Raw genomic sequence first — 22152 nt, forward strand, 5'->3', positions numbered from 1 at the left:
AAGCACCGAAGCGCCAATGGTACTCGGGCTCAAGCCCCGGGAGAGTAGGTCATCGCCAAACCTAGTAAAAACTCCAATACCTCTCCTACGATGAAACCCCCACCATGCCCGCCTCATCCGCCACAAAGGCCTCGCTGCGCGCGCGCAAGTGGTCTATGGCAGGCGCGATGACGCAAGACCTTCCTCTCGACCTGTTCCTGATCTCGATCCCGGGGCTGGAGTCCGCCCTGCGCGACGAAGCCGTCGAGAGGGGTTTCGATGACGCGGCCGTGGTGCCGGGCGGGGTCACCTTCCGCGGCACCTGGGAGGATGCCTGGCGCGCCAACCTGGTGCTGCGCGGCGCCACACGGGTGCTGGCCCGGATCGGCGGCTTCCCGGTCTTTCACCTCGCACAGCTGGACAAGCGGGCGCGCAAACTGCCCTGGGGCGATGTGTTGCGCTCCGACCGGCCGGTGAAGGTCGAGGCGGTGTGCCGCAAATCCAAGGTCTACCATGCCGGGGCCGCCCGCCAGCGCATCGAGACGGCGATCGCCGAAGAGCTGGGCGCCCCGGTGACCCGCGATGCCGGAATCACAGTCAAGGCCCGGATCGACAAGGATTTCTGCACGTTCAGTGTCGATCTGTCCGGCGAGGCGCTGCATCGGCGCGGCTACAAGCAGGCCGTGGGCAAGGCCCCTCTGCGCGAGACGATGGCGGCGATGTTCCTGCGCATGTGCGGCTTTTCGGGGGACGAGCCGGTTCTGGATCCGATGTGCGGCTCGGGCAGTTTCGTGATCGAGGCGGCCGAGATTGCCACGGGCCGCGCGTCCGGCCGCGCGCGGCGGTTCGCCTTCGAGGATCTGGCCACGTTCGACGCCACGCGATGGCAGGCACTCAAGGAGAGCCAGACGTTGCGGGACTGCGACCTACTGTTCCATGGCGCGGATCGCAATGCCGGCGCCATTGAAAACGCTCTCCGGAATGCCGAATGCGCCGGGGTCACGGGAGTGACACGGTTCGCGGTCCAATCGGTCAGCGACATGCGGCGGCCGGATGGTCCACCCGGTCTGATCATGGTCAATCCCCCCTATGGCACCCGGATCGGCGATCGCAACGCATTGCGCGCCCTCTACGGCACTTTCGGCAAGACCGTGACCGAGCGGTTTTCCGGCTGGCGGGTTGGGCTGGTGACTTCGGATGCGGGACTGGCGCGCAGCACCGGGCTGCGATTCCTGCCGCCGGGTCCGTTGATCGATCACGGCGGCGTCAAGGTCAGGCTGTATCGGACCGAAACCCTTTAGTCCACGCCGGGCCGGACAAAACGACTGTCACCTTGCATTGCATGCAAACGCTTGATCTTACGTGGGAGTGTATGGTGGGTGATGAGAGACTCGAACTCCCGACATCTTCGGTGTAAACGAAGCGCTCTACCAACTGAGCTAATCACCCGTCCGCCGCGATTTATCCAAGCGCGCGGGGGCGCGCAAGGGAAATGCGTGCGTACCGCAACACGGTGTCGCCCGAGCGAGCGAATCTGGATCTATCGAGTGGTAAAAAAATGGATTTGGTGGAGCCTAGGGGAAACCCCGGAAAATCGCCAAGTCCTTGATACTGAACGTTGTTGCGGTGTTGTGTTTCCTTGTGTGTCACACCTTAGTGCCGCACTAGCCGGGGACGCAACAGCTACTTGGAAATGCCGGCGAACTTCCGTCCCGCACAGTTCCGCGATGCTGTCAATCAGTTCGACATCTGAGGCTTTGGGTCTTGCCTCAAAAGAAAATAGATATCGGCGGGTGAGCGGCAAGTTGGCTGGGCCATAGCCACAACGATATGTGGTGGTCATTGGAGCCTTCTTCCTTCTATACGAAGGATTAAGCAAATGGCACAAGATATTGTGGTTGGGCGGCTGGCTGATAGCTGACGATTTTCCTTTTTTGCGAGCGATAAGTTGGTGAAGACTAGAAACGAGATAGTCGCTGACTTCGGGGTGGACCCGGATAGCCTACCCGATCAGCGTGGCCTGCGCTCATGGGCTTTCGAGCCGTATCTTGAGTTGCATCACCAAACTGCTTGCGCTGCGCTAAGCCCTCTTTTGAATGACTTACGCGACCACTGGATGCAGGGCCATCAACGTAAGCCGAACCCTGAGAAGCAGGACAATTTCGTTTCTTGCCTGCGGGTGATCCTGCTGAACCTAATTCGGGTCCGGACGGTAGACGCTGGGCTGACGGTCGGCATTTCCAGCAGCAAGGGTGCATTACAAACCGAGGTACGCTATCGGCCCGGCTTCATGTCGGTTCACTACCACCTGAACGCCCTCAAGCTACTGCAACAACGCGGTCTCGTTTGGATGGCCAAAGCCGGACATCAACAGGAAGACTTTTCAGAGACTTCTCGCTACGCGTTGACCGAAGCGGCCTGCGATCTCTTACCCGTGTCAGATTTAGCGGCCCAAGACTTCTCGATAGGCAGGCGGGATGAAGTGATCCGGCTGAAAGATACCAATCGCCGCCTGACGCGCTATCCCGACACGCCCGAAACGCGGACTATGCGCGCCAATCTGCTACGCTTGAACGACCTCTTAGAAGGCATCGACATCAGCACGACGCGGCCAGCCAATCTACTGTCCGACTTCGATGACGAATACAGCGGGGAGACACGTGGCCTCTGCCGCGTCTTTAACAACGGCAGTTTCGACCAAGGTGGGAGATTCTACGGCGGCTGGTGGCAATATGCCAAGAAGCACCTGCGCCCCTTCATCACCATCGACGGACAGCCCACGATTGAAGCTGACTTCAAGGGCCTGCATCCGGCTATCCTGTTTGCCAAGAATGACTTGCCTATTCCGCCTGACCCCTACGCCTTCGTGCCCGGCATCACGAAGAACCATGCGCTACGCCGCCATGCCAAGACTACTTTTCTCGCCTTGCTGAATGCAGGCAAAGGAGGCACGACAGAACCCCGGGACTTCGACAGCGACACACATGGTATGACTGCCGGCGAGTTCCGCCAGATAGTAGAAAGTGCCTTCCCAATGCTGCCAGGCATCTTCGGCACCGGGATTGGGCTACAGCTGCAACGCGAGGACAGCGATCTAGCCGAGCAAATCATGCTGCACTTCGCGGACAAAGGCGTTCCGGTGCTGCCCGTACATGACAGTTTCATCATCACTGCCCAGCACAAAGATGAACTGGTCAAAGTTATGAAGGCAGTGTTCTACGATACCTATAACCAGATACCCACAATCACTCTAACCTCACCAACTTGAAGATCATTAACTTGAGATATCTTCACCTATATCTACCCCCAACCTATCCTGAGTACCCGCCACGATGGTTCCCCCACTACCGGGTAAAATAGCAGTGGGACCGGATTTCCGACTTTCTGGCCAGACACTTAACGTCCATTTCCACACAACTAGGTTGGCACATGCACGTTGCAGTCATCGACATCGGGAATCCTAGCGTGGTCAGTGAGCAATGCTTGGTGGTCCGACCTGAAGCCGGTTGCTAGACGGGGTACTATGGGGTGGCATGCCCGGCATTCCACGCACCATATCCCGCAGAAGCCGGTGGCGACGGCAAACGGATGCGCCCGCTTGCCCACAACGTCACCTGAGAAAGCCGGAGTCGTCCGCTGAGCGGCCTTCCGCCCGCGCCTGACGGATGATTACCCCGACATCGCGGCGGCTCTGTACGGCCAAATAACTCAGGTGGCCAACTCAGTCCCCGCCAAGCCTACACCCTTCCTATGCCTTCCTATGCCCTGCTCAGCCTTTCCAGCACCCGCTTTGCCTGTGACGGCAGCCAACGCCCACCTTTTGCGGTCTGCAAGCCTGCACGTTCCACGCCTTCTTTCTCTTGAGACGGTGCATTAGGCTCCAATGCTATCCGAGATGATGCGATAGACTGAGGCACGGCCTATCCCGAGTTCCCGAGCAATCTTGGTGGCGCCAACGCCTTTTTCGTGCAGTGCCATTACCTCATCGGACTTCGCTCGTGCCGTGGCCTTCCGGCCCTTGTACTTGCCTGCTGCCTTGGCTTTTGCGATCCCCTCCCGCTGGCGCTCCAGCATGATCTCCCGCTCGAACTGGGCGACGCCGCCCAGCACCGTTAGCATCAACTTGCCGGTAGGCGTACTGGTGTCCATGTTCATGTTGAGGATGCGAAGCGCCGCTCCCTTCGCCGTGAGTGTCTCCAGGATTTCCAGCAGGTGCGCCGTAGAGCGCGCCAGACGGTCCAGCTTGGTGACGACTAGGGTGTCGCCGTCCCTGACGAAGGCAAGGGCCTCAGTGAGCCTCTCGCGCGCTGTCACGTCCACTGACGACACCTGCTCGATGAACAGCCGCTCGCATCCGGCATCCTTAAGTTCGCGCTCCTGACTGTCCAGACCAGCCTTCTGGTCCAGAGTTGAGGTGCGGGCATATCCAACTAGCATCTAGGCTCTCCATGTGTCTCACAATGTCTAAAACGTACTAGTGCGAGCTGTCTCAAATTGTCAAGGCAATTCCTATGAGACACTTCGCATTGTTCAGTGAGACGCCTCGCAGGAGCAAGGTTCAATGAGATGGTCCGCAGGACATCGCCCGTTGGCGTTGGGGGGTACGGGGGAGAACTGCCATGTTCGGGGTAGTAGATGGGGCCTGGGAAAAATTCGCCGCAAAATTACGTCATGCTGTGACCGTTGCGGCTTGCTAGGTGTTCAGCGTTGACCCAGTAGCGCACTACAGCTTAGCGTGCGTGTCGATAGTGCCGGTCGGCGTTTGAGTTGAAATCGAGTTGAGCAGCCCCATTGAACAGTTCATTGATCGTTGGCGCGGCAGCGGTGGCAGCGAACGCGCGAACTTCCAGCGCTTTGCTATCGAGTTGACGCAACTCCTAGGCGTCGAGGAACCCAAGATCGCGACCAGCGACGACCAGGACGACGACTACAGGTTCGAGCGACCCGTTGATTTCGGCCCGACTTCCACACGTTCGCACGGCTTCATCGACCTGTATCGCAGGGGCTGCTTTGTCCTAGAAGCGAAGCAGGGAGCGGAACGCCGGAGCAGGCATGACCCAAACCAGTTGTCCATGTTCGTGGAAGATGCACCGAAACAGGCCCGCACAGGGCACTGTGTCCGTGGCACAAGCCGATGGGACGACACCATGCTCAAGCAACGGCTTTGGATGACGGCCGCTACGCCGCCTAACTAAAATGGCTCGGTAGGCTCTTTTCTTAGGTCAAGTAAAAGGATGACGAAGATGGCGCTTTCCAGTGAGATGCGGATGCTTGCAAATGCGCACCGCAACAACCCTTCGCCGCAATTTCTGGAGTGGCTAGAGGTCAACAACATCCGCGGCTGGACTGGACAGCGCATAGACTTCAAATTCCCAATTACCGCACTCGTAGGCGAGAACGGTGCTGGCAAGAGCACTATTCTGCAGGCCGCGGCAGTTGCGTACCGTTCGCAGGCGGGAGATCGCTATGCATCGGAGTTTTTTCCGGACACGCCATTTGAAGCCGTACAGTCCGCAACGCTAACCTACGGCTATAGGCGCGGCATAAACCATCATACCGGTACAGTTCGCAAGCCCACCAACCGATGGCGCGGCAACCCAGATAGACCGGAGCGACCGGTTGAGTATGTGGACTTGAGGCGCACTCAACCTATTTCAGCGCGGTCAGGCTATGCCCAACTTTTAAAGAGGGGTGTTGTCGAAGGCGCGGCCAATCACTTCGAGCCAGAACAGCTGTTGAGACTTAGCAATATCTTAGGTAAGCAATACGAGAGAGCCGAGATTTCGACGACCGACGCGGGAGCGGACAAGCCAGTCTCGGTACTTACCGTCGCAGGCGAACGGTATTCTGGCTTTCATCAAGGCGCGGGCGAGATCACCGCGGCGGAGCTATTAGCAGTAGATTACCCCAACTACGCATTAGTTCTTATTGACGAGATCGAGACATCACTCCACCCTAGGGCGCAAAGGCGGCTACTAAGAGACCTCGCGACAGTCGCGCGCCTCAATAGGCTACAGATCATCCTCACTACGCACTCACCCTACGTACTAGAGGAACTCCCCGACGAGGCTCGGATTTACCTGATGGAAGGCGACGCTGGGAAGCGGCCCGTAGCGGGCGTCAGTCCCGACTTTGCCATGACACGTATGGACGAGGAGGCTCACCCCGAGTGCGACCTTTATGTGGAAGATCCACGGGCGGCGACCATGCTCGCAGAGATGATGAACCGGGTTGACCGCAACCTTCTCCAACGGTGCAAGATCATTCCTTTTGGCGCAGCGCAAGTCGGTCTGGCTCTCGGTCGAATGGTCGATGAAGGTCGGTTCCCGAGACCTTCAGTGGTGTTCTTGGATGGAGACCAAGAACCTGCCAATGGATGCCAAGTGCTGCCCGGCAACGAAGCACCCGAGATCGTGGTGTGCCATGCTCTGCGGGATGCCGGATGGCCGAGCGTGCACGAGAGACTTGGGCGAGGGGCAGCCGAGACGATCGACGCGCTCAACCGTGCCGTTCTCAATGCCGACCACCACCACTGGATGAACTCGGTGGGCAACGAACTTGTCCTTGGCGGCGACACTGTTTGGCAGGCACTAGCTTCTGCTTGGACCCAGCATTGCGCAGACCCCGTCACCCTTGAAGCAGTTTGCTTGCCAGTTCGAGCCGCTCTCGCCTAAGCCGTGCAGTCCGGTCGCATAATGTTGACTAGGAGTTGAAAGGGCGAACAAGATGGGGCACACAGGTGGGACACTTCGCAACTCGCCCATTGAGCGGCTTCAACCAGAATAATGGTTTACCGATCTGGCAGGCGATCCAGGGTCGCCCACCATCAAACCTTGAAACGCTCCACCGCATCGCGGGTCTGCTGCAGCGTGTAGCCCTCCTTCATGTAGACCTCATGCGTGACGCCTTCACGTTCATGGCCCACGATGAACTGAATGCGTTCGGTCGGCACATCCGCTTGACCGAGGCGGGTCGCGAACGTGTGTCGCAGTCCGTGGAAGACATGCGCGTCGGACTTGATGCCCAGCTTTACCATTAAGGTCCGATTGAACCACTTGCTCAGCTTGTCGCCGTAGCCATGTTTCGGGCTATAGGTGTAGTCGGGGAACAAGCGTTCATGCCCCCTGGCCGCGATCTTGTCTCGATAGGTAAGCAGCCCGAGTTCAATCAGGTGGCTGTGCACCGGGACGCGCCGTATCGCAGCGGACGATTTGAGGCGCTTTCCCTCCGCACCAGTATCGTTAAGGTCGAAGACCCAGATGTCGCCAACTTGGTAAATGTCGCTGACCTGAAGCTGACAGACCTCGTTCAGACGAGCGCCAGAGTACATGGCGATCAAGGTAGCCCAACGGTGGCTAGTTTTGGTGTAGTACTGGCTCTCACGGCTTGTGAGGGCCTCATAGGTACGTTCGAGTGCGTCTTGTGTGAACGGTCTCCGGTCTTTGACTTGGTGTCCCTTCCTACCGACAGTCATGTCTGCGAATAGGGCCTCTTCTGCGTAGCCGTGCGTTTCGGCCCATGTCCAGAATACCTTGAGGGCGCTAAGGTAGGCGTTGGCCGTCCCGTTGCTGATCTTCGGCACGTCCGTTACCGCCATAGCTTCCTGCAATGACATTCCGCGAGTTCTCTGCACCTTCATGCGGTTCGACGGAAGTGTCAGCAGCGCGGCCTTGAACTCCCCGGCAGCGCGCTTGTCGATGGCGGACATAGCCCTTCCCGGTCCGAACCATTCAAGAGCCACCTCCAGAATTGCGCGGCGCTTTTTGATCGTGCTGAAGGTGACCCCGGCAGTCGTCTCCTGCTCACTCAGGAACGCCTCCACAGCGTCGGAGAGGCTTGGGCCTTGGGGAAGGGCTGCGGGCGCACCGGAGGCGCTCACAGGCGCGCTCTGAGGCGCTGTGAAGTCGTAGCTCCCAAGAGACCGGTCAAATTCGAGGACCGCCTCCCACAAGCCGATCTTGGCTTTCCTGATCTCGTCCAGGATCATCGGGAAGTGCTTCCGGTTTTCCTCCTGCGGAATTCCTGTCCCGGAAAAGAACTTGTCCAGTTCCGCCTGCGCATTGTCGCTGCCAACCAGATGCCAGAAGTCCCGGTTCGGCATCTGGTGGAGTTCAAGGCTCCGAGTGGCGTTCTCCTTTTCCTGCTCATTGAGCGGCCCGATTGCCCGACGCCGCTTCATGCCCTCCTCCAAACGTGACCGGAAGTACGCGTCTGCTTTGGCCCTGAGTTCTCCATGGTTCATAGTCGATGCTCTTATGTGTTCGTTGAGCATGTCGCCGCAAACTGCAAGTTGCCTTGCCAAGATGCCAGCCTCCTGGGGGCATCTTGTACGGAGCGACAGTCTGAGGCTCCTGCGGGGTGCTGTCGGTCTGATTTGTGGCAGGGGCCAGCGGAAGTAGAAGATGCCGTGTCGTGATCTGCTGAGATACGCATGTAGCTTCATCGTGTGTCACACCTGTGTGTCACACCACTCTAATGTTCAGCTATCGTATTAAACTCTAAGGATTTGGTGGAGCCTAGGGGAGTCGAACCCCTGACCTCTTGCATGCCATGCAAGCGCTCTCCCAACTGAGCTAAGGCCCCGAACCTGGCCGCCGCGGCGGTGGACGGACGTTTATGAAAGCGCGGCCGCGAGCGCAAGTCAAAAATCGCGCGGCCGGGCGGAAATCTGCGCCCGGGACGCAGGCAGGGCGCCGGCGGAACGAAAGACGTTCCGCCCGGGGTCAGCTGTCCTCGTCCTCGGACGACACGTCGGCGATCTCGTCCAGCGAGACGCTGTCCTCGTCCTCGTCGTCGTCGAGCAGGTCGTCATCGAGATCGACGTCGACGGCATCCTCGTCCTCGATCACCTCGGACTCCTCATCGGTCTTCTTCTTGGCCTTGGCAGTGGCCGCATCCTCGGCATCCGCGGCGATCATCCGGCTCTTGCCGGTCTCCAGCTCGACGGTCTCGCCCGTGTAGGGGCTGACGATCGGATCCTTGTTCAGGTCGTAGAACCGCTTGCCGGTGGTCGGGCAAACGCGCTTTACGCCCCATTCTTCCTTGGGCATGAATAGTCCCCTTGATATCTGCTGAGTCGTGTCGACGATTCAGGTCACGTGCCATAAGAGATGGGGACTGTCAAAGCCTTTGACGGGCCGCTGCACAAGGGGATTGGCCGAGATGGGAGAACATCGCCTGCCGGGCTCGCCGCCAGTGCCGCTGACCCTGCGGCGCTCGGGCCGGGCGCGGCGAATCAGCCTTCGGGTGTCCCGCCTTGACGGGCGGGTTACGCTGACCCTGCCGATCGGTGTGCCCGAGCGCGAGGCGCTGGATTTCGCCCAGGCCAAGGCGGAGTGGATCCGCGACCACCTGAGCAACCGCGCCGAGGATTGGCAGCTGGCCCCGGGTGCCGACCTGCCGGTCGAGGGCCGCAGCCGACGGGTCGAGGCCGCGCGCGGCCGGGCGGTCACCCTGTCCGAGGATCGGATCGAGGTGCCTCAGGCGCAAGGCGGCGTCCGATTGCAACGGTTCCTGCGCGAGTTGGCGCGTGACCGGCTGGCGGCGGCGGCGGACGTCTATGCCGCGCGCTTGGGGCGCGATTATGCGCGGATCACCATTCGGGACACTCGGTCGCGCTGGGGCTCGTGTTCCAGCGAGGGCGCGCTGATGTTCTCGTGGCGGCTGATCCTGGCGCGGCCCGAGGTGCTGAACTACGTCGCCGCGCATGAGGTGGCGCATCTGGCCGAGATGAATCACTCCCCCGCCTTCTGGGCACAGGTCGCGCGCATCCACGGGCCTTATGATGCGCCGCGGCATTGGCTGCGGACCCACGGGCCGGATCTGCACCGCTACCGGTTCGAAACAGGCGGCGCTTGACGGCACGCGGATTTGTGATCACATGTCCGGATGCTGACTGCGCGCACCTCCGATCCGGCCTCGGCCGCTCATGACCGGGTCTACCGCAGCCTGCGCACGCGGATCATGCATGGCGAGATCGCGCCGGGCCAGGCGCTGACCCTGCGCGGGATCGGCCGGGAGTTCGGCGTGTCAATGACACCCGCCCGTGAGGCGGTGCGCCGCCTCGTGGCCGAAGGGGCGCTGTTCCTGTCCAGTTCGGGCCGCGTTTCGACGCCGGAACTGACCGGCGAACGGATCGAGGAACTGGCGGCCCTGCGCGCGCTGCTGGAGGTGGAGTTGGCGAGCCGGGCGCTGCCCCGGGCGCATATGGCCTTGATCGAAAGGCTGCAGGTGATCAACACGGCGGTGGCCGAGATGGTCTCGAAACGGGATGCGGTGGGGTATATCCGGACCAACCTGGAGTTCCACCGAACGCTTTATCTGCGCGCGCAGGCCCCGGCGATGCTGGCGATGGCCGAGACCGTGTGGCTGCAGCTGGGGCCGACGATGCGGGCGCTCTATGGACGGCTGCGGCGGACCGAGCCGCCGCAATACCACAAGCTGATCATCGCCGCGCTCAAGGCCGGGGACGAGCCGGGGTTGCGGCTGGCGGTGCGCTCGGACGTGACGCAGGGGCTGCGGCTTCTGGTGTCGTGAGCGGAGAACCGCGCTGGCGCGCGGTGCCTTCGGCGAGGATATTTTCAGCAAGAGGAAGCGGAGGAGCGGCTGTGGGAAACCCATTCTGGCCGCGGCCCGGCGATCGCGATAGGCTGTGCCCAAAAGGCAGGAGCAGAGTGGAATCATGATCGACAGGCGAATTTTCTCTTTGGGTCTGGGCGCGGCGATGCTGTCGGGATGCGCGGGCGGCTACCCGGCGCCGGGACCGGTGGCAAGCCCGATGCAATCGGTGCCGAATGCCGGCTGGTCGGCCTGGGTGGCCGGCTTCAAGGGGCGTGCGGCGGCGCAGGGCATCTCGCAGGGTACGCTCGACCGGGCGTTTCGCGGCGCGGGGTTCCTGCCCGGCGTGATCGAACGCGACCGCAACCAGACCGAATTCAAGCGCTCCCTGGAGGATTACCTGGCTATCGCGGCCTCGGGCGACCGGATCCGGACCGGCCGGCAGAAGCTGGCGCAGTATCGCGGAGTGCTGTCGCAGCTCGAGGCGCGCTATGGCGTGCAGCCGCAATACGTGGTGGCGATCTGGGGCCTGGAAAGCCGATACGGCGCGCGGCGCGGCGACATACCGGTGATCTCGGCGCTGAGCACGCTGGCCTATGACGGGCGGCGCGGGGCATTCTTCGAAAGCCAGCTGATCGCGGCGCTTAAGATCCTGCAGAACGGCGACATCCCGCCCGAGCGCATGACCGGCAGCTGGGCCGGGGCGATGGGCCATACGCAGTTCATCCCGACCTCCTACCTCGCCTATGCGGTCGATTTCACCGGTGACGGCCGCCGCGACATCTGGTCCGAGGATCCGACCGATGCGCTGGCCTCGGCGGCCGCCTATCTCAGCCGCTCGGGTTGGGTGCGCGGGCAGCCCTGGGGCGGCGAGGTCGGATCTGCCGCCGCGCGGTCGGGAACGCCGTCGGCGGTGCTGCAGCCGCAGGTCCCGGGGCCGAAATTCGCGGTGTTCCGCAATTTCCAGGTGATCAAGCGCTACAACAATTCGGACAATTACGCGATCGGCGTCGGCCACCTGGCGGACCGGATCGCCGGGGGCGGCCCGCTGAAGACACCGTTCGGCCCGGATGCCACCGGCCTGACGCTTGAGGACCGCAAGGAGTTACAGCGCCGCCTGACCGCTGCCGGCTACGACACGGATGGCGCCGATGGCGTGATCGGACCCAAGAGCGAGGCGGCGATAACGGCCTATCAGGCGGCAAACGGCCTTCCTGCGACCGGCACACCGTCGCCCGCGTTGTTGCAGCGGTTGCGCTGATTCCGTTTGAAAAGGCGCGGCATGCGGTATCAGCCCGCAGGCCCGCCGGGTTCCGGGGTCAGGCCGCCAGGCCCTTTGCGCCCATCGACAGATATTTCTGGCGGCGGTCCTGCACCAGCGCCGGTGCATCCTTGCCGTCCAGCTCGGCCAGCATGTCGGCAATCGCGGCTTTCACGCCATCGATCGCGGCCGGCCGGTCGCGATGCGCGCCGCCCTTGGGCTCGGGGATGATCTTGTCGATCACACCGAGCTTCTTGAGGTCCTGCGCGGTCAGGCGCAGCGCCTCGGCGGCCTCGCGCATCTTCTCGGCGTCCTTCCACAGGATCGAGGCACAGCCCTCGGGCGAGATCACCGAGTAGACCGAGTGTTCCAGCATCGCCACCCGGTTGGCGGTGGCAAAGGCCACAGCCCCGCCCGAGCCGCCCTCGCCTATGATGACCGAGACCAGCGGCGTGCCGATCTTGAGGCACATTTCGGTCGACCGGGCGATGGCCTCGGACTGGCCGCGTTCCTCGGCGCCCTTGCCGGGATAGGCGCCCGGCGTGTCGACCAAGGTGATGACCGGCAGGCCGAAGCGGCCGGCCATGTCCATCAGACGGATCGCCTTGCGATAGCCCTCGGGCCTTGCCATGCCGAAATTCCGCTCGATCCGCGACTTGGTGTCCGACCCCTTTTCATGCCCGATCACCATTACCGGCCGGTCCTCGAACCGCGCCAAACCACCCATCACCGCATGGTCGTCGGCAAAGTTCCGGTCGCCCGCCAGCGGGGTGTAGTCGGAAAACAGCGCCTCGATATAGTCCTTGCAATGCGGCCGCTCGGGATGGCGGGCGACCTGGCATTTCCGCCACGGGGTCAGGTCCTTGTAGAGATCGACCAGGAGCGCGGCGGCCTTCTTGTCCAGCGCGGCGGCCTCGTCGGCCACGTCCATCTCTTCGCTGGTGCGGGCCAGCGCGCGCAACTCCTCGGCCTTGCCTTCAATCTCGGCCAGCGGTTTCTCGAAATCCAGATACTGGGTCATGGCGCCTCGCGTAAGCGGTCTCTGGGTCGCTATATGACGGCAGCCGCCCGCAGATGCAACTCGGCAGGGTCAGGCCGGCCAGATCACCGGGTAGAGCGAAGCCACCAGCAGCAGCGCCATCGTCCAGTTGAACAGTGCCAGGCGACGCGGGTTCGTCAGCAGCCTCGCCATCTGTTGCCCGAGCAGCGTCCAGGTGCTGACCGAAGGCAGGTTGATCGCCCCGAACACGATCGCCACCGCGGCGATGGCCGCCAGCGTCTGGCCCGGCGCATAGGCGCTGATCGCGGTCAGGGCCATGGCCCAGGCCTTGGGGTTGACCCATTGGAACGCCGCGGCCTGAAGGAAGGTCATGGGCGTTCCCCGCGCCGTGTTCCCGCGCGCCGGCGCGGCATTGGCGATCTTCCACGCCAGAAAGAGCAGATAGGCCACCGACCCGACCTTGAGGACGGAATAGGACAGGGGGTAGGCGTCGAAGATCTGGATCAGACCGACGCCCACCATCAGCACCATGAAGACGAAGCCCAGCCCGATGCCCAGCATGTGCGGAATCGACCGCCGAAACCCGAAATTCGCACCCGACGCCAGCAGCATCAGGTTGTTCGGCCCCGGCGTGATCGACGAGACGAAGGCAAAGAGCATGAGGGCCAGAAGGAGGTCAGGTTGCATCCGGCAATGATTGCGCAATTCGGGCGAATTTGAATTGCTAAATCGTGCGAGAATCGTCAAATTTCGCAACCAATGGCAAAGCTGGACGACTTGAACCGCCGAATATTGCGCGAACTCTCGCACGACGGGCGCATCGCCAACCTGGAACTGGCCGAGCGGGTGGGCCTGTCGCCCTCGGCCTGCCTGCGGCGGGTGCAGGACCTGGAGCGGTCGGGCGTCATCACGGGCTACCGCGCGGTTCTGAACCCGGCGGCGCTGGGGATCGGGTTCGTCGCCTATATCGGCGTGGGCCTGGGCGAGCACACCAAGGCGGCGCAGGAGGCTTTCGAACGTGCCCTGCAGGGCGCGCCCGAGGTGGTGGAATGCCACAACATCACCGGCACCATCGAATACCTGCTGCGGGTCGAGTGCCCGGACCTGCCCAGCTACAAGACGTTTCACACCGATGTTCTGGGTACGCTGCCGCATGTGACGTCGATCACGTCCTACGTGGTGATGGGCTCTCCCAAGGATCGGCGGGGCTGAGGGCGGCGGCGCCGAACCATCTTGCCGTTGGGCAGGTTGCCCAATAGGTTCTTGCGGGATGGGCAGCAGCCGGACGTTCGAAGCTGGCGCTGCCCCAAGGACAACCGATAGGGAGATTGTCATGAAATCCGCATTCACGGCGCTGCTGGCCGTTCTGTGCATTCTCGGTGCGTCGGTCGCCGGCGCCAAGACGCTCAAGCTGACACCGGCCCAGCCGCAACCGTCCGGGCTCAAGCCCGGGCTGTCTGTGGTCTACGCGTATGGCAAGGGCTCGGGCAAGGACATCAAGTTCCTCAATCATGCGCGATCCGTTCTGCAGGCCGGCGCCGAGCGCGGCAAACCGCTGCGTGGCCTTGACTACCGCGATACGAACCTGGGCGAGAACACCCTGACGTCGAAGTCGGATCAGAACGTGGCCGCGCAGATCTCGGGCTACATCCGGTTCGACCAGCCGGGCATTTACACGCTGGACTTCTTCACCAATGACGGTTTGGACGCGCGCATCTCGGGGCAGAGGGTCGGCCATTTCGACGGCCGACAGACCTGCGACAGCACCTATCAATATGATGTCGAGGTGCCGGCCGCCGGCTGGTACAAGTTCGACGCGACCTATTTCAACCGGCTGAACACGTCCTGCCTGATGATGCGTTGGGCCCCCAAGGGCAAGCGCATGCAATGGGTGCCCAATTCGGCGTTTGGCCGAAAATAGGCGCCTCAGCCGGTCTCGGCGATCAGTTCGGCCTGGGTCACCACCACCTCGGCCTGCTTGATCGAGGCGATGTCGACAAGCCGGCCTTTGTAGACCGTTGCGCCGTCGCCGCGGGCCTTTGCATCCGCCATCGCGGCCAGGATCTCGCGCGCCTCGGCAACCGCCTCGTCCGAGGGGGTGAAGACTTGGTTGGCCAGGGCGATCTGCTTGGGGTGGATGGCCCATTTGCCGACCATGCCCAGGGTCGCCGAGCGTCGGGCCTGGGCGATGAACCCGTCATCATCGCTGAAATCGCCGAACGGGCCGTCCACGGGCAGGACACCATGCGTGCGGCAGGCAGCCACGATCGCCGCCTGCGCCCAGTGCCAGGGATCCGACCAGTGTTTCGCGCCGTCCTGCAGCATGTAGTAATTCTCCTGCGTGCCGCCGATGCCGGTGGTCTGCATCCCCATCGACGCGGCGAAATCCGCAGCACCCAGGCTCATCGCCTGCAGGCGCGGGCTGCTCGCCGCGATCTCCTCGACATGGGCGATGCCGGCGGCGGATTCGATGATGACCTCCAGCGAGACAGGCTTGTCGCGGCCCCGGGCGTGCTCGACCGCCGTGACCAGGGCGTCCACGGCATAGACATCGGCTGCGCAGCCGACCTTGGGGATCATGATCTGGTCCAGCCGGTCGCCGGCCTGCTCCAGCAGGTCGACCACATCGCGATACCACCAGGGGGTGTCCAGCCCGTTGATGCGCACCGACAGATACTTGTTGCCCCAGTCGACGTCGCCGATGGCCTCGATCACGTTGGCGCGGGCCAGCTCCTTGTCGGTGGGCGCCACCGAATCCTCGAGATCGAGATTGATGACATCGGCCGCCGAGGCCGCCATCTTGGCGAAAAGCTTGGTGTTCGAGCCGGGCCCGAACAGCTGGCAGCGATTGGGACGTGCGGGCGCGGCGGGCTGGATACGGAAGCTCATACTGGAACACCTCGTGTAAGGAAGTTGCGTAGTCCTGACCTCAGGCAGTATTAAATTGCGCGACGGGCTGCAAGGCGTTTTGTGCGGATGCAGCATCGCATGCGCAGCATCCGCCGCAGGTGGCGGTTTTCGGGATGATGAAATCTTCATCACCGCAAGAATTCCGAAGAATCTTGTGCATTGAGCGGAAATTGCGGGACAGGATTGCTCCGCCGCGGGTCGGTCCGGTGCAGAACGAGATGCACTCGTCGCGCGGCTGCACTAGGGTTCACCGGAATCAAGGGAGCGAAGCGCGATGATCGAGACACCGTATCTGTTGTTCCTGGGCGACGCGCCCGACAGCCTGGCCGCTAAAGTGGCCCAGGGGATCAAGGACTGGCGGCCCGAAAACGCGGTGGGCCAGCTGCGCCTGCCGGGATGCGGCGCTGATCTGGGCCTGACCGACATGACCCTGGCCGAGGGGCAAGCGGCCGGGGCCAGAACGCTGGTGATCGGTGTTGCCAACCGCGGCGGTGTCATCAGCCAGGCGTGGAAGGATGTGCTGATCGAGGCCCTGCGCATGGGCTATGACCTGGCTTCGGGGCTGCACAATCTGATGCGCGAGGAACGCGACCTGGTTGCGGCGGCCCAGATGCACGGCGGCACGTTGCATGACGTGCGCGTACCGACCGTGTGGTATCCGATCGCCAATGGCAAGAAACGGCGCGGCAAGCGGTGCCTCGCGGTCGGCACCGACTGCTCGGTGGGCAAGATGTACACCGCCATGTCGATGGATGCCGAGATGCGGGCGCGCGGGATGAAATCGACCTTCCGGGCGACCGGCCAGACCGGCATCCTGGTGACCGGGCATGGCGTTCCGCTGGATGCGGTGATCGCCGATTTCATGGCCGGATCGGTGGAATACCTGACGCCCGACAATGACGACGATCACTGGGACCATATCGAGGGGCAGGGCTCGTTGTTCCATGTCTCGTATTCAGGGGTGACGATGGCGCTGATCCACGGCGGCCAGCCCGATGCGCTGATCCTGGCGCATGAGCCGACCCGCACGCATATGCGCGGCCTGCCGGATTATGCGTTGCCGTCGCTCGAAGTGTTGCGGGACACCGCGCTGCCGCTGGCACGTGTGGCCAACCCGGCCTGCCAGGTCACGGGCATCTCGGTAAACACGCAGCACATGGCCGAGGATGCCGCGCGCGCCTATCTGGACGAGGTCGAAACGCGCATGGGCCTGCCGGCGACCGACCCTTACCGGTTCGGCGCGGGCAAGCTGGTGGATGCGCTGGCCGCCCTGTGATCCAATGGGCGTGCCGGTTGAGATCGCGGATGCCTCCGGCGGGAGTATTTGCAAAAAGATGAAGGAGACGCCCCGTGCAGATTGACGTGACGCGCGACGTGTTCCGCCTGGCGCAGGTGTTCACCATCTCGCGGGGGTCGCGCACCGAGGCGAAGGTGCTGACCGTTAGGCTGAGCGACGGCGCGGATCGCGGCTGGGGCGAATGTGTGCCCTATGCCCGCTATGACGAGACGCCGGAGTCGGTCGAGGCGCAGATCCGCGGCCTGCCCGAGCGGTTCGACCGGCAGGTGCTGCTGGAGCGGCTGCCAGCCGGAGCGGCCCGCAACGCCTTGGATTGCGCGCTGTGGGATCTCGAGGCGAAACGCGCGGGCCGGCGGGTCTGGGACCTGGCGGGCTTGCCCGCGCCGGGGCCGGAGATCACCGCCTACACCCTGTCGCTCGACAGCCCCGAGGCGATGCGCGCGCAGGCCGCCAAGCAAGCCCATCGGCCGCTGCTCAAGATCAAGCTGGGCACGCCCGACGACATGCCGCGGCTGGAAGCGGTGCGTGCCGGCGCGCCCGAGGCCCGGATCATCGTCGATGCCAACGAGGGCTGGTCGGCGGAGATCTATGCCGATCTGGCCCCGCACCTGGTCCGGCTGGGCGTGGCGCTGGTCGAACAGCCGCTGCCGGCGGGTGAGGACGTGGCGCTGTCCGGGATCGACCGACCGGTGCCGGTCTGCGCCGACGAAAGCTGCCATGACCGGGCCAGCCTGGCCGGGCTGGAGGGCAAATACGATGTGGTCAATATCAAGCTGGACAAGACCGGCGGCCTGACCGAGGCGCTGGCGCTGCGCGAGGCGGCCCGCGCCCGGGGCTTCGGCGTCATGGTGGGCTGCATGGTCGGGTCGTCCCTGGCGATGGCGCCCGCGACCCTTGTGGCGCAGGGGGCGATGGTGACGGATCTTGACGGCCCGCTGCTTCTGGCCGAAGACCGCGACACGCCGTTGCGCTTCGACGCGGACGGCGTGCACCCGCCCGATGCGGCGCTCTGGGGCTGAGGAGAAAGACATGACCCGAACCGTTTACGTGAATGGCGACTACCTGCCGGACCATGAGGCCAAGGTCTCGATCTTCGACCGGGGGTTCCTGATGGCCGATGCGGTCTATGAGGTGACCAGCGTTCTGGACGGCAAGCTGATCGACTTCGACGGGCACGCGGTCCGGCTCAAACGGTCGCTGGACGAGCTGGACATGGCCGAACCCTGCTCGAAGGAGGAGTTGCTGGAGATCCACCGCGAGCTGGTGCGGCGCAACGGCATCGAGGAGGGGCTGGTCTATCTTCAGGTCACCCGCGGGTCGGATGGCGACCGCGATTTTGTCTTTCCGGCCGCCGATACCCCGCCCACGCTGGTGCTGTTCACCCAAAGCAAGCCTGGGCTTGCCGACAACCCCGCCGCGCGGAAGGGTGCGAAGATCATCTCGATCGACGACATCCGCTGGGGCCGGCGCGACATCAAGACGGTGCAACTGCTTTATCCGTCGATGGGCAAGATGATGGCCAAGGCCGCCGGGGCGGACGATGCCTGGATGATCGAGGACGGCCATGTCACCGAGGGCACGTCGAACAATGCCTATTTCGTCAAGAACGGCACCATCGTGACCCGGCCGCTGTCGAAAGACATCCTGCACGGGATCACCCGCAAGGCCGTGCTTCGGCTGGCCGAAGAGGCGCAGATGCAGGTCGAGGAGCGGCTGTTCACGATCGACGAGGCGAAAGCGGCGGATGAGGCGTTCACCACCTCGGCCAGCGCCTTCGTGATGCCGGTCGTCGAGATCGACGGTGTGGCCCTCGGCGAGGGCGTGCCCGGTCCGGTCGCCACACGCTTGCGCGAAATCTACATCGAGGAGAGCCGCAAGGCGGCGATCTGAGCCGCGGCGCGCATCGGTATCGTTTCCGAATTCTTCCGAATTGTCCTATCGTCACCTTGAGGACCTCCCTCGGGGTGACTGATGGAACGGAAGCTGGCGGCCCTGATGGTCGCGGATTTTGTGGACTCGACTGGCCAGATGGCCTCCGACGAGGAAGCCGCGATCACACGCATATCTGACGCGCTTTCACTGGTGCGGGACTGTGTCACGCGCAATGGCGGGCGGGTGTTCAGTACCGCCGGCGATGCGCTTCTGGCCGAGTTCCCCAGCCCGGTCGGCGCGCTGCGCTCGGCGATCGACGCGCGGGCCCGGCTCGGTGGCTTGCCCGTGCCGTGCCACCGCAAGATGCGGTTCGGCCTGCACGTGGCGGATGTGGTGACCGACGGATCCGACCTGAAGGGCGACGGCGTCAATCTTGCCGCGCGAATCCAGTCGGCCGCCGATCCCGGCGAGATCGACGTGTCCGAACAGCTGCATGCCCATGTCCAGCGGGTCTCTCCCTGCAGCTTTTCCGATCTCGGGCCGCAGGATCTCAGGGGCATGCCAGATCCGGTGCGCGTGTTCCGTGTGGACTCGACGGTTGACCGGCACGTCTACCAGGTGGCGCCGACTGTGGCAGAACCGCGCCAGCGCATCCGGCCGAACTCGGTCGCAGTCCTGCCGTTTCGGACCGCGGGCGACGAGGATGACGACCAACGCTTCCTGTCCGAGGGGCTGACCGACGACCTGGTCCACGAACTGGGCCAGTTCCGGTCGCTCTTCGTCAGTTCGCGTACCGCGTCGCATACACTCGACGGCCAGGATCCCATCGAGATCGGCAAAAGCCTGGGTGTGAAATTCCTGCTGACCGGGTCGCTGCGCAAGCACGGCGATCGGGTCCGGCTGAACATCTCGCTGAGTGAGACCGCCACCGGGGCGTTGGTCTGGAGCGAGCGCATCCAGAGCGGCTTTGACGAAATACTCGTTGCGATGGACGAGTTGACGGCGCGGGTCGCGGCCACGGTTTCGGGGCGCATCGACAACCAGGAAACCCGGGCCTCTCGGGTGGCGCGCCCCGAGAATATGTCGGCCTACGAATTCTACCTGCGCGGTCTTTGGCATCACCGTCTAAGCGGCATCGACCAAAGCCATGTGAACCGGGCGATCGACTGGTTTCACAAGGCGCAGACCGCAGACCCCAATTTCGCCCGGCCCTTCGCGATGGAGGTCTGCGCGTGGTCCTACCGCCCCGATTTCGACCTGCGCCAGGCCGAAATGCTGCTGAACCGGGCGATGGAGCTGGATCCGGCCGATCCCGAGCTGCACCGGATCTTCGGCGTTCTGATGATCAAGCTTCACCGGGACCACGACGCCAGCCGGCGCCATCACGAGCGGGCCATGAGCTTGGCCCCGAACGACGCCTACATCATCGGCCGATGTGCGGCATTCTACAGCTTTGTCGGTGAGCCCGAACGAGCGTTGGACCTGCTGGAGCGGGCCGAGGCGCTTGACCCGTTCCTGCCGGTCTGGATCGCCGAAGAGCGCATCTGTGCGCTCTATGTGCAGGGCCGGTATGACGAGGTTGGCGCCGCGGCTCGGAACCTGCCGTTCCAGACGCGGCGAACCCGGTGCTATCGCGCGGCCGCACGTGTGGCGCAAGGGGACGAGGACCGCGCCAGGGCGATCATTGCCGAGGCCCTGACCGACGATCCCAGCCTGTCGGTGGAGTACGTGGTGTCGCAGGAATTGTTCAGCGACGCGGCAGTGCTGGACAGGTTGATCGGACGCCTGCGCCATGCAGGGCTGCCGGCGCCGCCGCAACAGGGCGCCGTCGAAACGGCGGCCGCCATCAATTGAACACGGCGGATCAGCCCTTGTCGGTCACGTTTTCCTTGAACGCGACCTTGAACGCGGCCTGTTGTTCCGGGCTGGCCTCGGATTGGTGCGCGGCCTTCCAGTCGTCATAGGGCATGCCGTAATAGATCTCGCGCGCTTCTTCCTTGGTCATCTCGATGCCCTGCGCGTTGGCCGCTTCCTGGTACCAGCGGCTCAGGCAGTTGCGGCAGAAGCCGGCCAGGTTCATCAGGTCGATATTCTGCACGTCGGTGCGGTCTTCCATCAGGTGCTTGCGCAGCCGGCGGAATGCGGCGGCTTCCAGTTCGGTCTGGGTCTGCGGGGTCATGGCATTCTTCCTGTCTTGATGTCTTGCGGTGTGCCTCGGTCCGGTTTGTATCAGGCGAGCTTCAGTGCGATCCAGGGCATCAGGCAGAATACCAGGGTCAGGATCTTGTAGTTGGCGAGATACCTGAAATAGGCCTTGCGGACCTCGGCGGGCTCCATCTCGAACATGCGTCCGTGAATCTCGGCGATCCGGTCCCGCAGGACGACGATCATCAGCGTTGTGATTCCCAGGAAGGCGATGTTCAGGACCGCCATCCACCCGAACACGGTGGTCAGCATGTCTTCGGTCATCTGCGCCTCCTTTCATGGTCAGATATGGGCGTGAACGGGGCCGCTCACAAGCCGCTTTCGGCCAGGGCATCCTTGAACGAAGCGGCCAGCCGTTCGGCCCAGGCGCGCTGGCCGGCGGTGTCGGCGATCAGGTCGTTGCGCAGTTCGATCAGGGCGTTGGGCCGGCCATGCGCGGTGCAATGCCGGTCGATCGAATCGCCGGGCAGATGGCCGGAATAGGGCTGGTTGCGGCCCACGCACAGGTCCGCCTCGGCGCGCAGCCGGTCGACCAGCGGACGCGCGAACCGGTCGTCGCTGGTGTGCAGCACGCTCACGTGCCAGGGCCGCGGTTCGCGTCCGCGCAGCTGGCGGGTGAAGGAATGGATCGACACGATCACCGCATGGGGCAGGGCGGCCATGCGGGCCAGCGCTTCGTGGTAGGGGCGATAGCACAGGTCCAGCCGCCGGGCGCGCTCGGCCGCGTCGGCATGGCGGTTGCCGGAGATGACCGATCCGTCATAGAGCTTCATCAGCAGGGTCGGATCGTCCTCGCCGCGGTTTGGGTCGATCACCAGGCGCGAGAAGTTGGCCGCGATCACCGGCGCGTTCAGCACTTCGCCCAGGTGCTGGGCCACGCCATAGGCGCCGACATCATAGGCGATGTGACGCTCCATGTCCTCTCGCGGCAGACCCAGATCGCCGCCGTTGACCTGCGGCGGCACCGTGTTCGTGGCGTGATCGCAGGTAATCAGCCAGCGAGACGGGCGGTCCTCGCCGTGGATGAAAAAGGGTGAGTATGTCATGTGCCTGTCACAAGTTGTCAGGCGC

At 63.4% G+C, this 22152-nt stretch carries 22 protein-coding genes, 2 tRNA genes and 1 pseudogene; 13 read left to right on the forward strand and 12 right to left on the reverse strand.

Annotation, left to right across the window (positions count from 1 at the left end; all coding sequences use genetic code 11):
• Positions 1-167: 167 nt before the first annotated feature.
• A complete protein-coding gene (locus tag BMX57_RS14980; RefSeq protein ID WP_092369294.1) occupies positions 168-1280 on the forward strand; it encodes a THUMP domain-containing class I SAM-dependent RNA methyltransferase in 1113 nt (370 codons plus the stop codon).
• A 72-nt stretch (positions 1281-1352) separates the two neighbouring features.
• Here the strand turns inward: BMX57_RS14980 and BMX57_RS14985 are convergent.
• A tRNA-Val gene (locus tag BMX57_RS14985) sits at positions 1353-1428 on the reverse strand.
• 502 nt (positions 1429-1930) lie between these two features.
• Between BMX57_RS14985 and BMX57_RS14990 the strand changes: the two genes are divergently transcribed.
• A complete protein-coding gene (locus BMX57_RS14990) occupies positions 1931-3247 on the forward strand; it encodes a hypothetical protein (RefSeq protein WP_143057931.1) in 1317 nt (438 codons plus the stop codon).
• Positions 3248-3852: 605 nt separating this feature from the next.
• Here BMX57_RS14990 and BMX57_RS14995 read toward each other — a convergent pair.
• Complete coding sequence (locus BMX57_RS14995; RefSeq protein WP_092368854.1) at positions 3853-4416, reverse strand: recombinase family protein; 564 nt, start codon at positions 4414-4416, stop codon at positions 3853-3855.
• Between the two features lie 341 nt (positions 4417-4757).
• Here BMX57_RS14995 and BMX57_RS15000 point away from each other — a divergent pair, with 341 nt between their 5' ends.
• Both BMX57_RS15000 and BMX57_RS15005 read left to right on the forward strand, forming a co-directional pair.
• Positions 4758-5174: a type IIL restriction-modification enzyme MmeI gene (locus tag BMX57_RS15000; protein ID WP_092368857.1), complete on the forward strand. Its 417-nt coding sequence runs from the start codon at positions 4758-4760 to the stop codon at positions 5172-5174.
• Between the two features lie 48 nt (positions 5175-5222).
• Positions 5223-6653 carry an AAA family ATPase gene (locus tag BMX57_RS15005; protein WP_218142427.1) on the forward strand — a complete coding sequence of 477 codons (1431 nt, stop codon included), beginning with the start codon at positions 5223-5225 and terminating at the stop codon, positions 6651-6653.
• Positions 6654-6805: 152 nt separating this feature from the next.
• Here the strand turns inward: BMX57_RS15005 and BMX57_RS15010 are convergent, their stop codons facing one another.
• From BMX57_RS15010 to BMX57_RS15020, 4 genes and pseudogenes are all read right to left on the reverse strand, one after another.
• Complete coding sequence (locus BMX57_RS15010) at positions 6806-8221, reverse strand: site-specific integrase (protein WP_177175474.1); 1416 nt, start codon at positions 8219-8221, stop codon at positions 6806-6808.
• 51 nt (positions 8222-8272) lie between these two features.
• Positions 8273-8422 (reverse strand): annotated as a pseudogene (locus BMX57_RS21115) (DUF6538 domain-containing protein); the annotation flags it as partial.
• A gap of 64 nt (positions 8423-8486) precedes the next feature.
• A tRNA-Ala gene (locus tag BMX57_RS15015) sits at positions 8487-8562 on the reverse strand.
• 140 nt (positions 8563-8702) lie between these two features.
• A complete protein-coding gene (locus BMX57_RS15020; protein WP_092368863.1) occupies positions 8703-9029 on the reverse strand; it encodes a TIGR02300 family protein in 327 nt (108 codons plus the stop codon).
• Positions 9030-9141: 112 nt separating this feature from the next.
• On the opposite strand from BMX57_RS15020, the gene BMX57_RS15025 reads away from it, so the two are divergent.
• From BMX57_RS15025 to BMX57_RS15035, 3 genes are all read left to right on the forward strand, one after another.
• The gene (locus BMX57_RS15025; protein WP_092368866.1) at positions 9142-9837 is read left to right on the forward strand and encodes a M48 family metallopeptidase; all 696 of its coding nucleotides are present in this window, start codon (positions 9142-9144) and stop codon (positions 9835-9837) included.
• A 30-nt stretch (positions 9838-9867) separates the two neighbouring features.
• Positions 9868-10515 carry a GntR family transcriptional regulator gene (locus tag BMX57_RS15030; protein WP_092368869.1) on the forward strand — a complete coding sequence of 216 codons (648 nt, stop codon included), beginning with the start codon at positions 9868-9870 and terminating at the stop codon, positions 10513-10515.
• A gap of 145 nt (positions 10516-10660) precedes the next feature.
• Positions 10661-11797 (forward strand): lytic murein transglycosylase, encoded by a 1137-nt coding sequence (locus BMX57_RS15035; RefSeq protein WP_092368872.1) that lies wholly within the window; start codon positions 10661-10663, stop codon positions 11795-11797.
• Positions 11798-11855: 58 nt separating this feature from the next.
• On the opposite strand, the gene BMX57_RS15040 is transcribed toward BMX57_RS15035, so the two are convergent.
• Together BMX57_RS15040 and BMX57_RS15045 are read right to left on the reverse strand one after the other, a co-directional pair.
• Complete coding sequence (locus BMX57_RS15040) at positions 11856-12818, reverse strand: acetyl-CoA carboxylase carboxyltransferase subunit alpha (RefSeq protein WP_092368875.1); 963 nt, start codon at positions 12816-12818, stop codon at positions 11856-11858.
• A gap of 69 nt (positions 12819-12887) precedes the next feature.
• Complete coding sequence (locus BMX57_RS15045) at positions 12888-13484, reverse strand: LysE family translocator (protein ID WP_092368878.1); 597 nt, start codon at positions 13482-13484, stop codon at positions 12888-12890.
• 72 nt (positions 13485-13556) lie between these two features.
• On the opposite strand from BMX57_RS15045, the gene BMX57_RS15050 reads away from it, so the two are divergent.
• Together BMX57_RS15050 and BMX57_RS15055 are read left to right on the forward strand one after the other, a co-directional pair.
• Positions 13557-14009: an Lrp/AsnC family transcriptional regulator gene (locus tag BMX57_RS15050; RefSeq protein ID WP_092368881.1), complete on the forward strand. Its 453-nt coding sequence runs from the start codon at positions 13557-13559 to the stop codon at positions 14007-14009.
• Between the two features lie 121 nt (positions 14010-14130).
• Positions 14131-14718, forward strand: coding sequence for a PA14 domain-containing protein (locus BMX57_RS15055; RefSeq protein WP_092368883.1), 588 nt, complete (start codon positions 14131-14133; stop codon positions 14716-14718).
• A 5-nt stretch (positions 14719-14723) separates the two neighbouring features.
• On the opposite strand, the gene BMX57_RS15060 is transcribed toward BMX57_RS15055, so the two are convergent.
• Positions 14724-15686 (reverse strand): L-malyl-CoA/beta-methylmalyl-CoA lyase, encoded by a 963-nt coding sequence (locus BMX57_RS15060; RefSeq protein WP_092368886.1) that lies wholly within the window; start codon positions 15684-15686, stop codon positions 14724-14726.
• 295 nt (positions 15687-15981) lie between these two features.
• On the opposite strand from BMX57_RS15060, the gene dgcN reads away from it, so the two are divergent.
• The 4 genes from dgcN to BMX57_RS15080 all read left to right on the forward strand — a co-directional run bounded on the left by dgcN (position 15982) and on the right by BMX57_RS15080 (position 20730).
• Positions 15982-16983, forward strand: coding sequence for an N-acetyltransferase DgcN (dgcN, locus tag BMX57_RS15065; RefSeq protein WP_092368889.1), 1002 nt, complete (start codon positions 15982-15984; stop codon positions 16981-16983).
• A gap of 74 nt (positions 16984-17057) precedes the next feature.
• Positions 17058-18023: an N-acetyl-D-Glu racemase DgcA gene (gene dgcA / locus BMX57_RS15070; RefSeq protein WP_092368892.1), complete on the forward strand. Its 966-nt coding sequence runs from the start codon at positions 17058-17060 to the stop codon at positions 18021-18023.
• Positions 18024-18033: 10 nt separating this feature from the next.
• Entirely contained in the window at positions 18034-18894 is an 861-nt protein-coding gene (locus BMX57_RS15075) for a D-amino-acid transaminase (RefSeq protein ID WP_092368895.1), read from the forward strand.
• A gap of 81 nt (positions 18895-18975) precedes the next feature.
• Positions 18976-20730, forward strand: a complete 1755-nt coding sequence (locus tag BMX57_RS15080) for an adenylate/guanylate cyclase domain-containing protein (protein WP_092368898.1) — start codon at positions 18976-18978, stop codon at positions 20728-20730.
• A gap of 10 nt (positions 20731-20740) precedes the next feature.
• Here BMX57_RS15080 and BMX57_RS15085 read toward each other — a convergent pair whose 3' ends face one another.
• Genes BMX57_RS15085 through BMX57_RS15095 form a run of 3 tightly spaced genes read right to left on the reverse strand, consistent with a single transcriptional unit; the run spans position 20741 to position 22127 of the window.
• Positions 20741-21055 carry a DUF1244 domain-containing protein gene (locus BMX57_RS15085; RefSeq protein WP_092368901.1) on the reverse strand — a complete coding sequence of 105 codons (315 nt, stop codon included), beginning with the start codon at positions 21053-21055 and terminating at the stop codon, positions 20741-20743.
• A gap of 50 nt (positions 21056-21105) precedes the next feature.
• Positions 21106-21345 (reverse strand): DUF6868 family protein, encoded by a 240-nt coding sequence (locus BMX57_RS15090; protein ID WP_092368904.1) that lies wholly within the window; start codon positions 21343-21345, stop codon positions 21106-21108.
• A gap of 44 nt (positions 21346-21389) precedes the next feature.
• The gene (locus BMX57_RS15095; RefSeq protein WP_092368906.1) at positions 21390-22127 is read right to left on the reverse strand and encodes an N-formylglutamate amidohydrolase; all 738 of its coding nucleotides are present in this window, start codon (positions 22125-22127) and stop codon (positions 21390-21392) included.
• Positions 22128-22152: the final 25 nt, after the last annotated feature.

The organism is Cribrihabitans marinus (assembly GCF_900109035.1).
In the GTDB taxonomy this organism is placed as follows: domain Bacteria; phylum Pseudomonadota; class Alphaproteobacteria; order Rhodobacterales; family Rhodobacteraceae; genus Cribrihabitans; species Cribrihabitans marinus.

Coding starts and splice junctions, on each gene's coding strand:
- BMX57_RS14980 (WP_092369294.1), top strand. CDS start 168: ATGACGCAAGACCTTCCTCTCGACCTGTTCCTGATCTCGATCCCGGGG.
- BMX57_RS14995 (WP_092368854.1), bottom strand. CDS start 4,416: ATGCTAGTTGGATATGCCCGCACCTCAACTCTGGACCAGAAGGCTGGT.
- BMX57_RS15005 (WP_218142427.1), top strand. CDS start 5,223: ATGGCGCTTTCCAGTGAGATGCGGATGCTTGCAAATGCGCACCGCAAC.
- BMX57_RS15010 (WP_177175474.1), bottom strand. CDS start 8,221: ATGAACCATGGAGAACTCAGGGCCAAAGCAGACGCGTACTTCCGGTCA.
- BMX57_RS15020 (WP_092368863.1), bottom strand. CDS start 9,029: ATGCCCAAGGAAGAATGGGGCGTAAAGCGCGTTTGCCCGACCACCGGC.
- BMX57_RS15025 (WP_092368866.1), top strand. CDS start 9,142: ATGGGAGAACATCGCCTGCCGGGCTCGCCGCCAGTGCCGCTGACCCTG.
- BMX57_RS15030 (WP_092368869.1), top strand. CDS start 9,868: ATGCTGACTGCGCGCACCTCCGATCCGGCCTCGGCCGCTCATGACCGG.
- BMX57_RS15035 (WP_092368872.1), top strand. CDS start 10,661: ATGATCGACAGGCGAATTTTCTCTTTGGGTCTGGGCGCGGCGATGCTG.
- BMX57_RS15040 (WP_092368875.1), bottom strand. CDS start 12,818: ATGACCCAGTATCTGGATTTCGAGAAACCGCTGGCCGAGATTGAAGGC.
- BMX57_RS15045 (WP_092368878.1), bottom strand. CDS start 13,484: ATGCAACCTGACCTCCTTCTGGCCCTCATGCTCTTTGCCTTCGTCTCG.
- BMX57_RS15050 (WP_092368881.1), top strand. CDS start 13,557: ATGGCAAAGCTGGACGACTTGAACCGCCGAATATTGCGCGAACTCTCG.
- BMX57_RS15055 (WP_092368883.1), top strand. CDS start 14,131: ATGAAATCCGCATTCACGGCGCTGCTGGCCGTTCTGTGCATTCTCGGT.
- BMX57_RS15060 (WP_092368886.1), bottom strand. CDS start 15,686: ATGAGCTTCCGTATCCAGCCCGCCGCGCCCGCACGTCCCAATCGCTGC.
- dgcN (WP_092368889.1), top strand. CDS start 15,982: ATGATCGAGACACCGTATCTGTTGTTCCTGGGCGACGCGCCCGACAGC.
- BMX57_RS15075 (WP_092368895.1), top strand. CDS start 18,034: ATGACCCGAACCGTTTACGTGAATGGCGACTACCTGCCGGACCATGAG.
- BMX57_RS15080 (WP_092368898.1), top strand. CDS start 18,976: ATGGAACGGAAGCTGGCGGCCCTGATGGTCGCGGATTTTGTGGACTCG.
- BMX57_RS15085 (WP_092368901.1), bottom strand. CDS start 21,055: ATGACCCCGCAGACCCAGACCGAACTGGAAGCCGCCGCATTCCGCCGG.
- BMX57_RS15090 (WP_092368904.1), bottom strand. CDS start 21,345: ATGACCGAAGACATGCTGACCACCGTGTTCGGGTGGATGGCGGTCCTG.
- BMX57_RS15095 (WP_092368906.1), bottom strand. CDS start 22,127: ATGACATACTCACCCTTTTTCATCCACGGCGAGGACCGCCCGTCTCGC.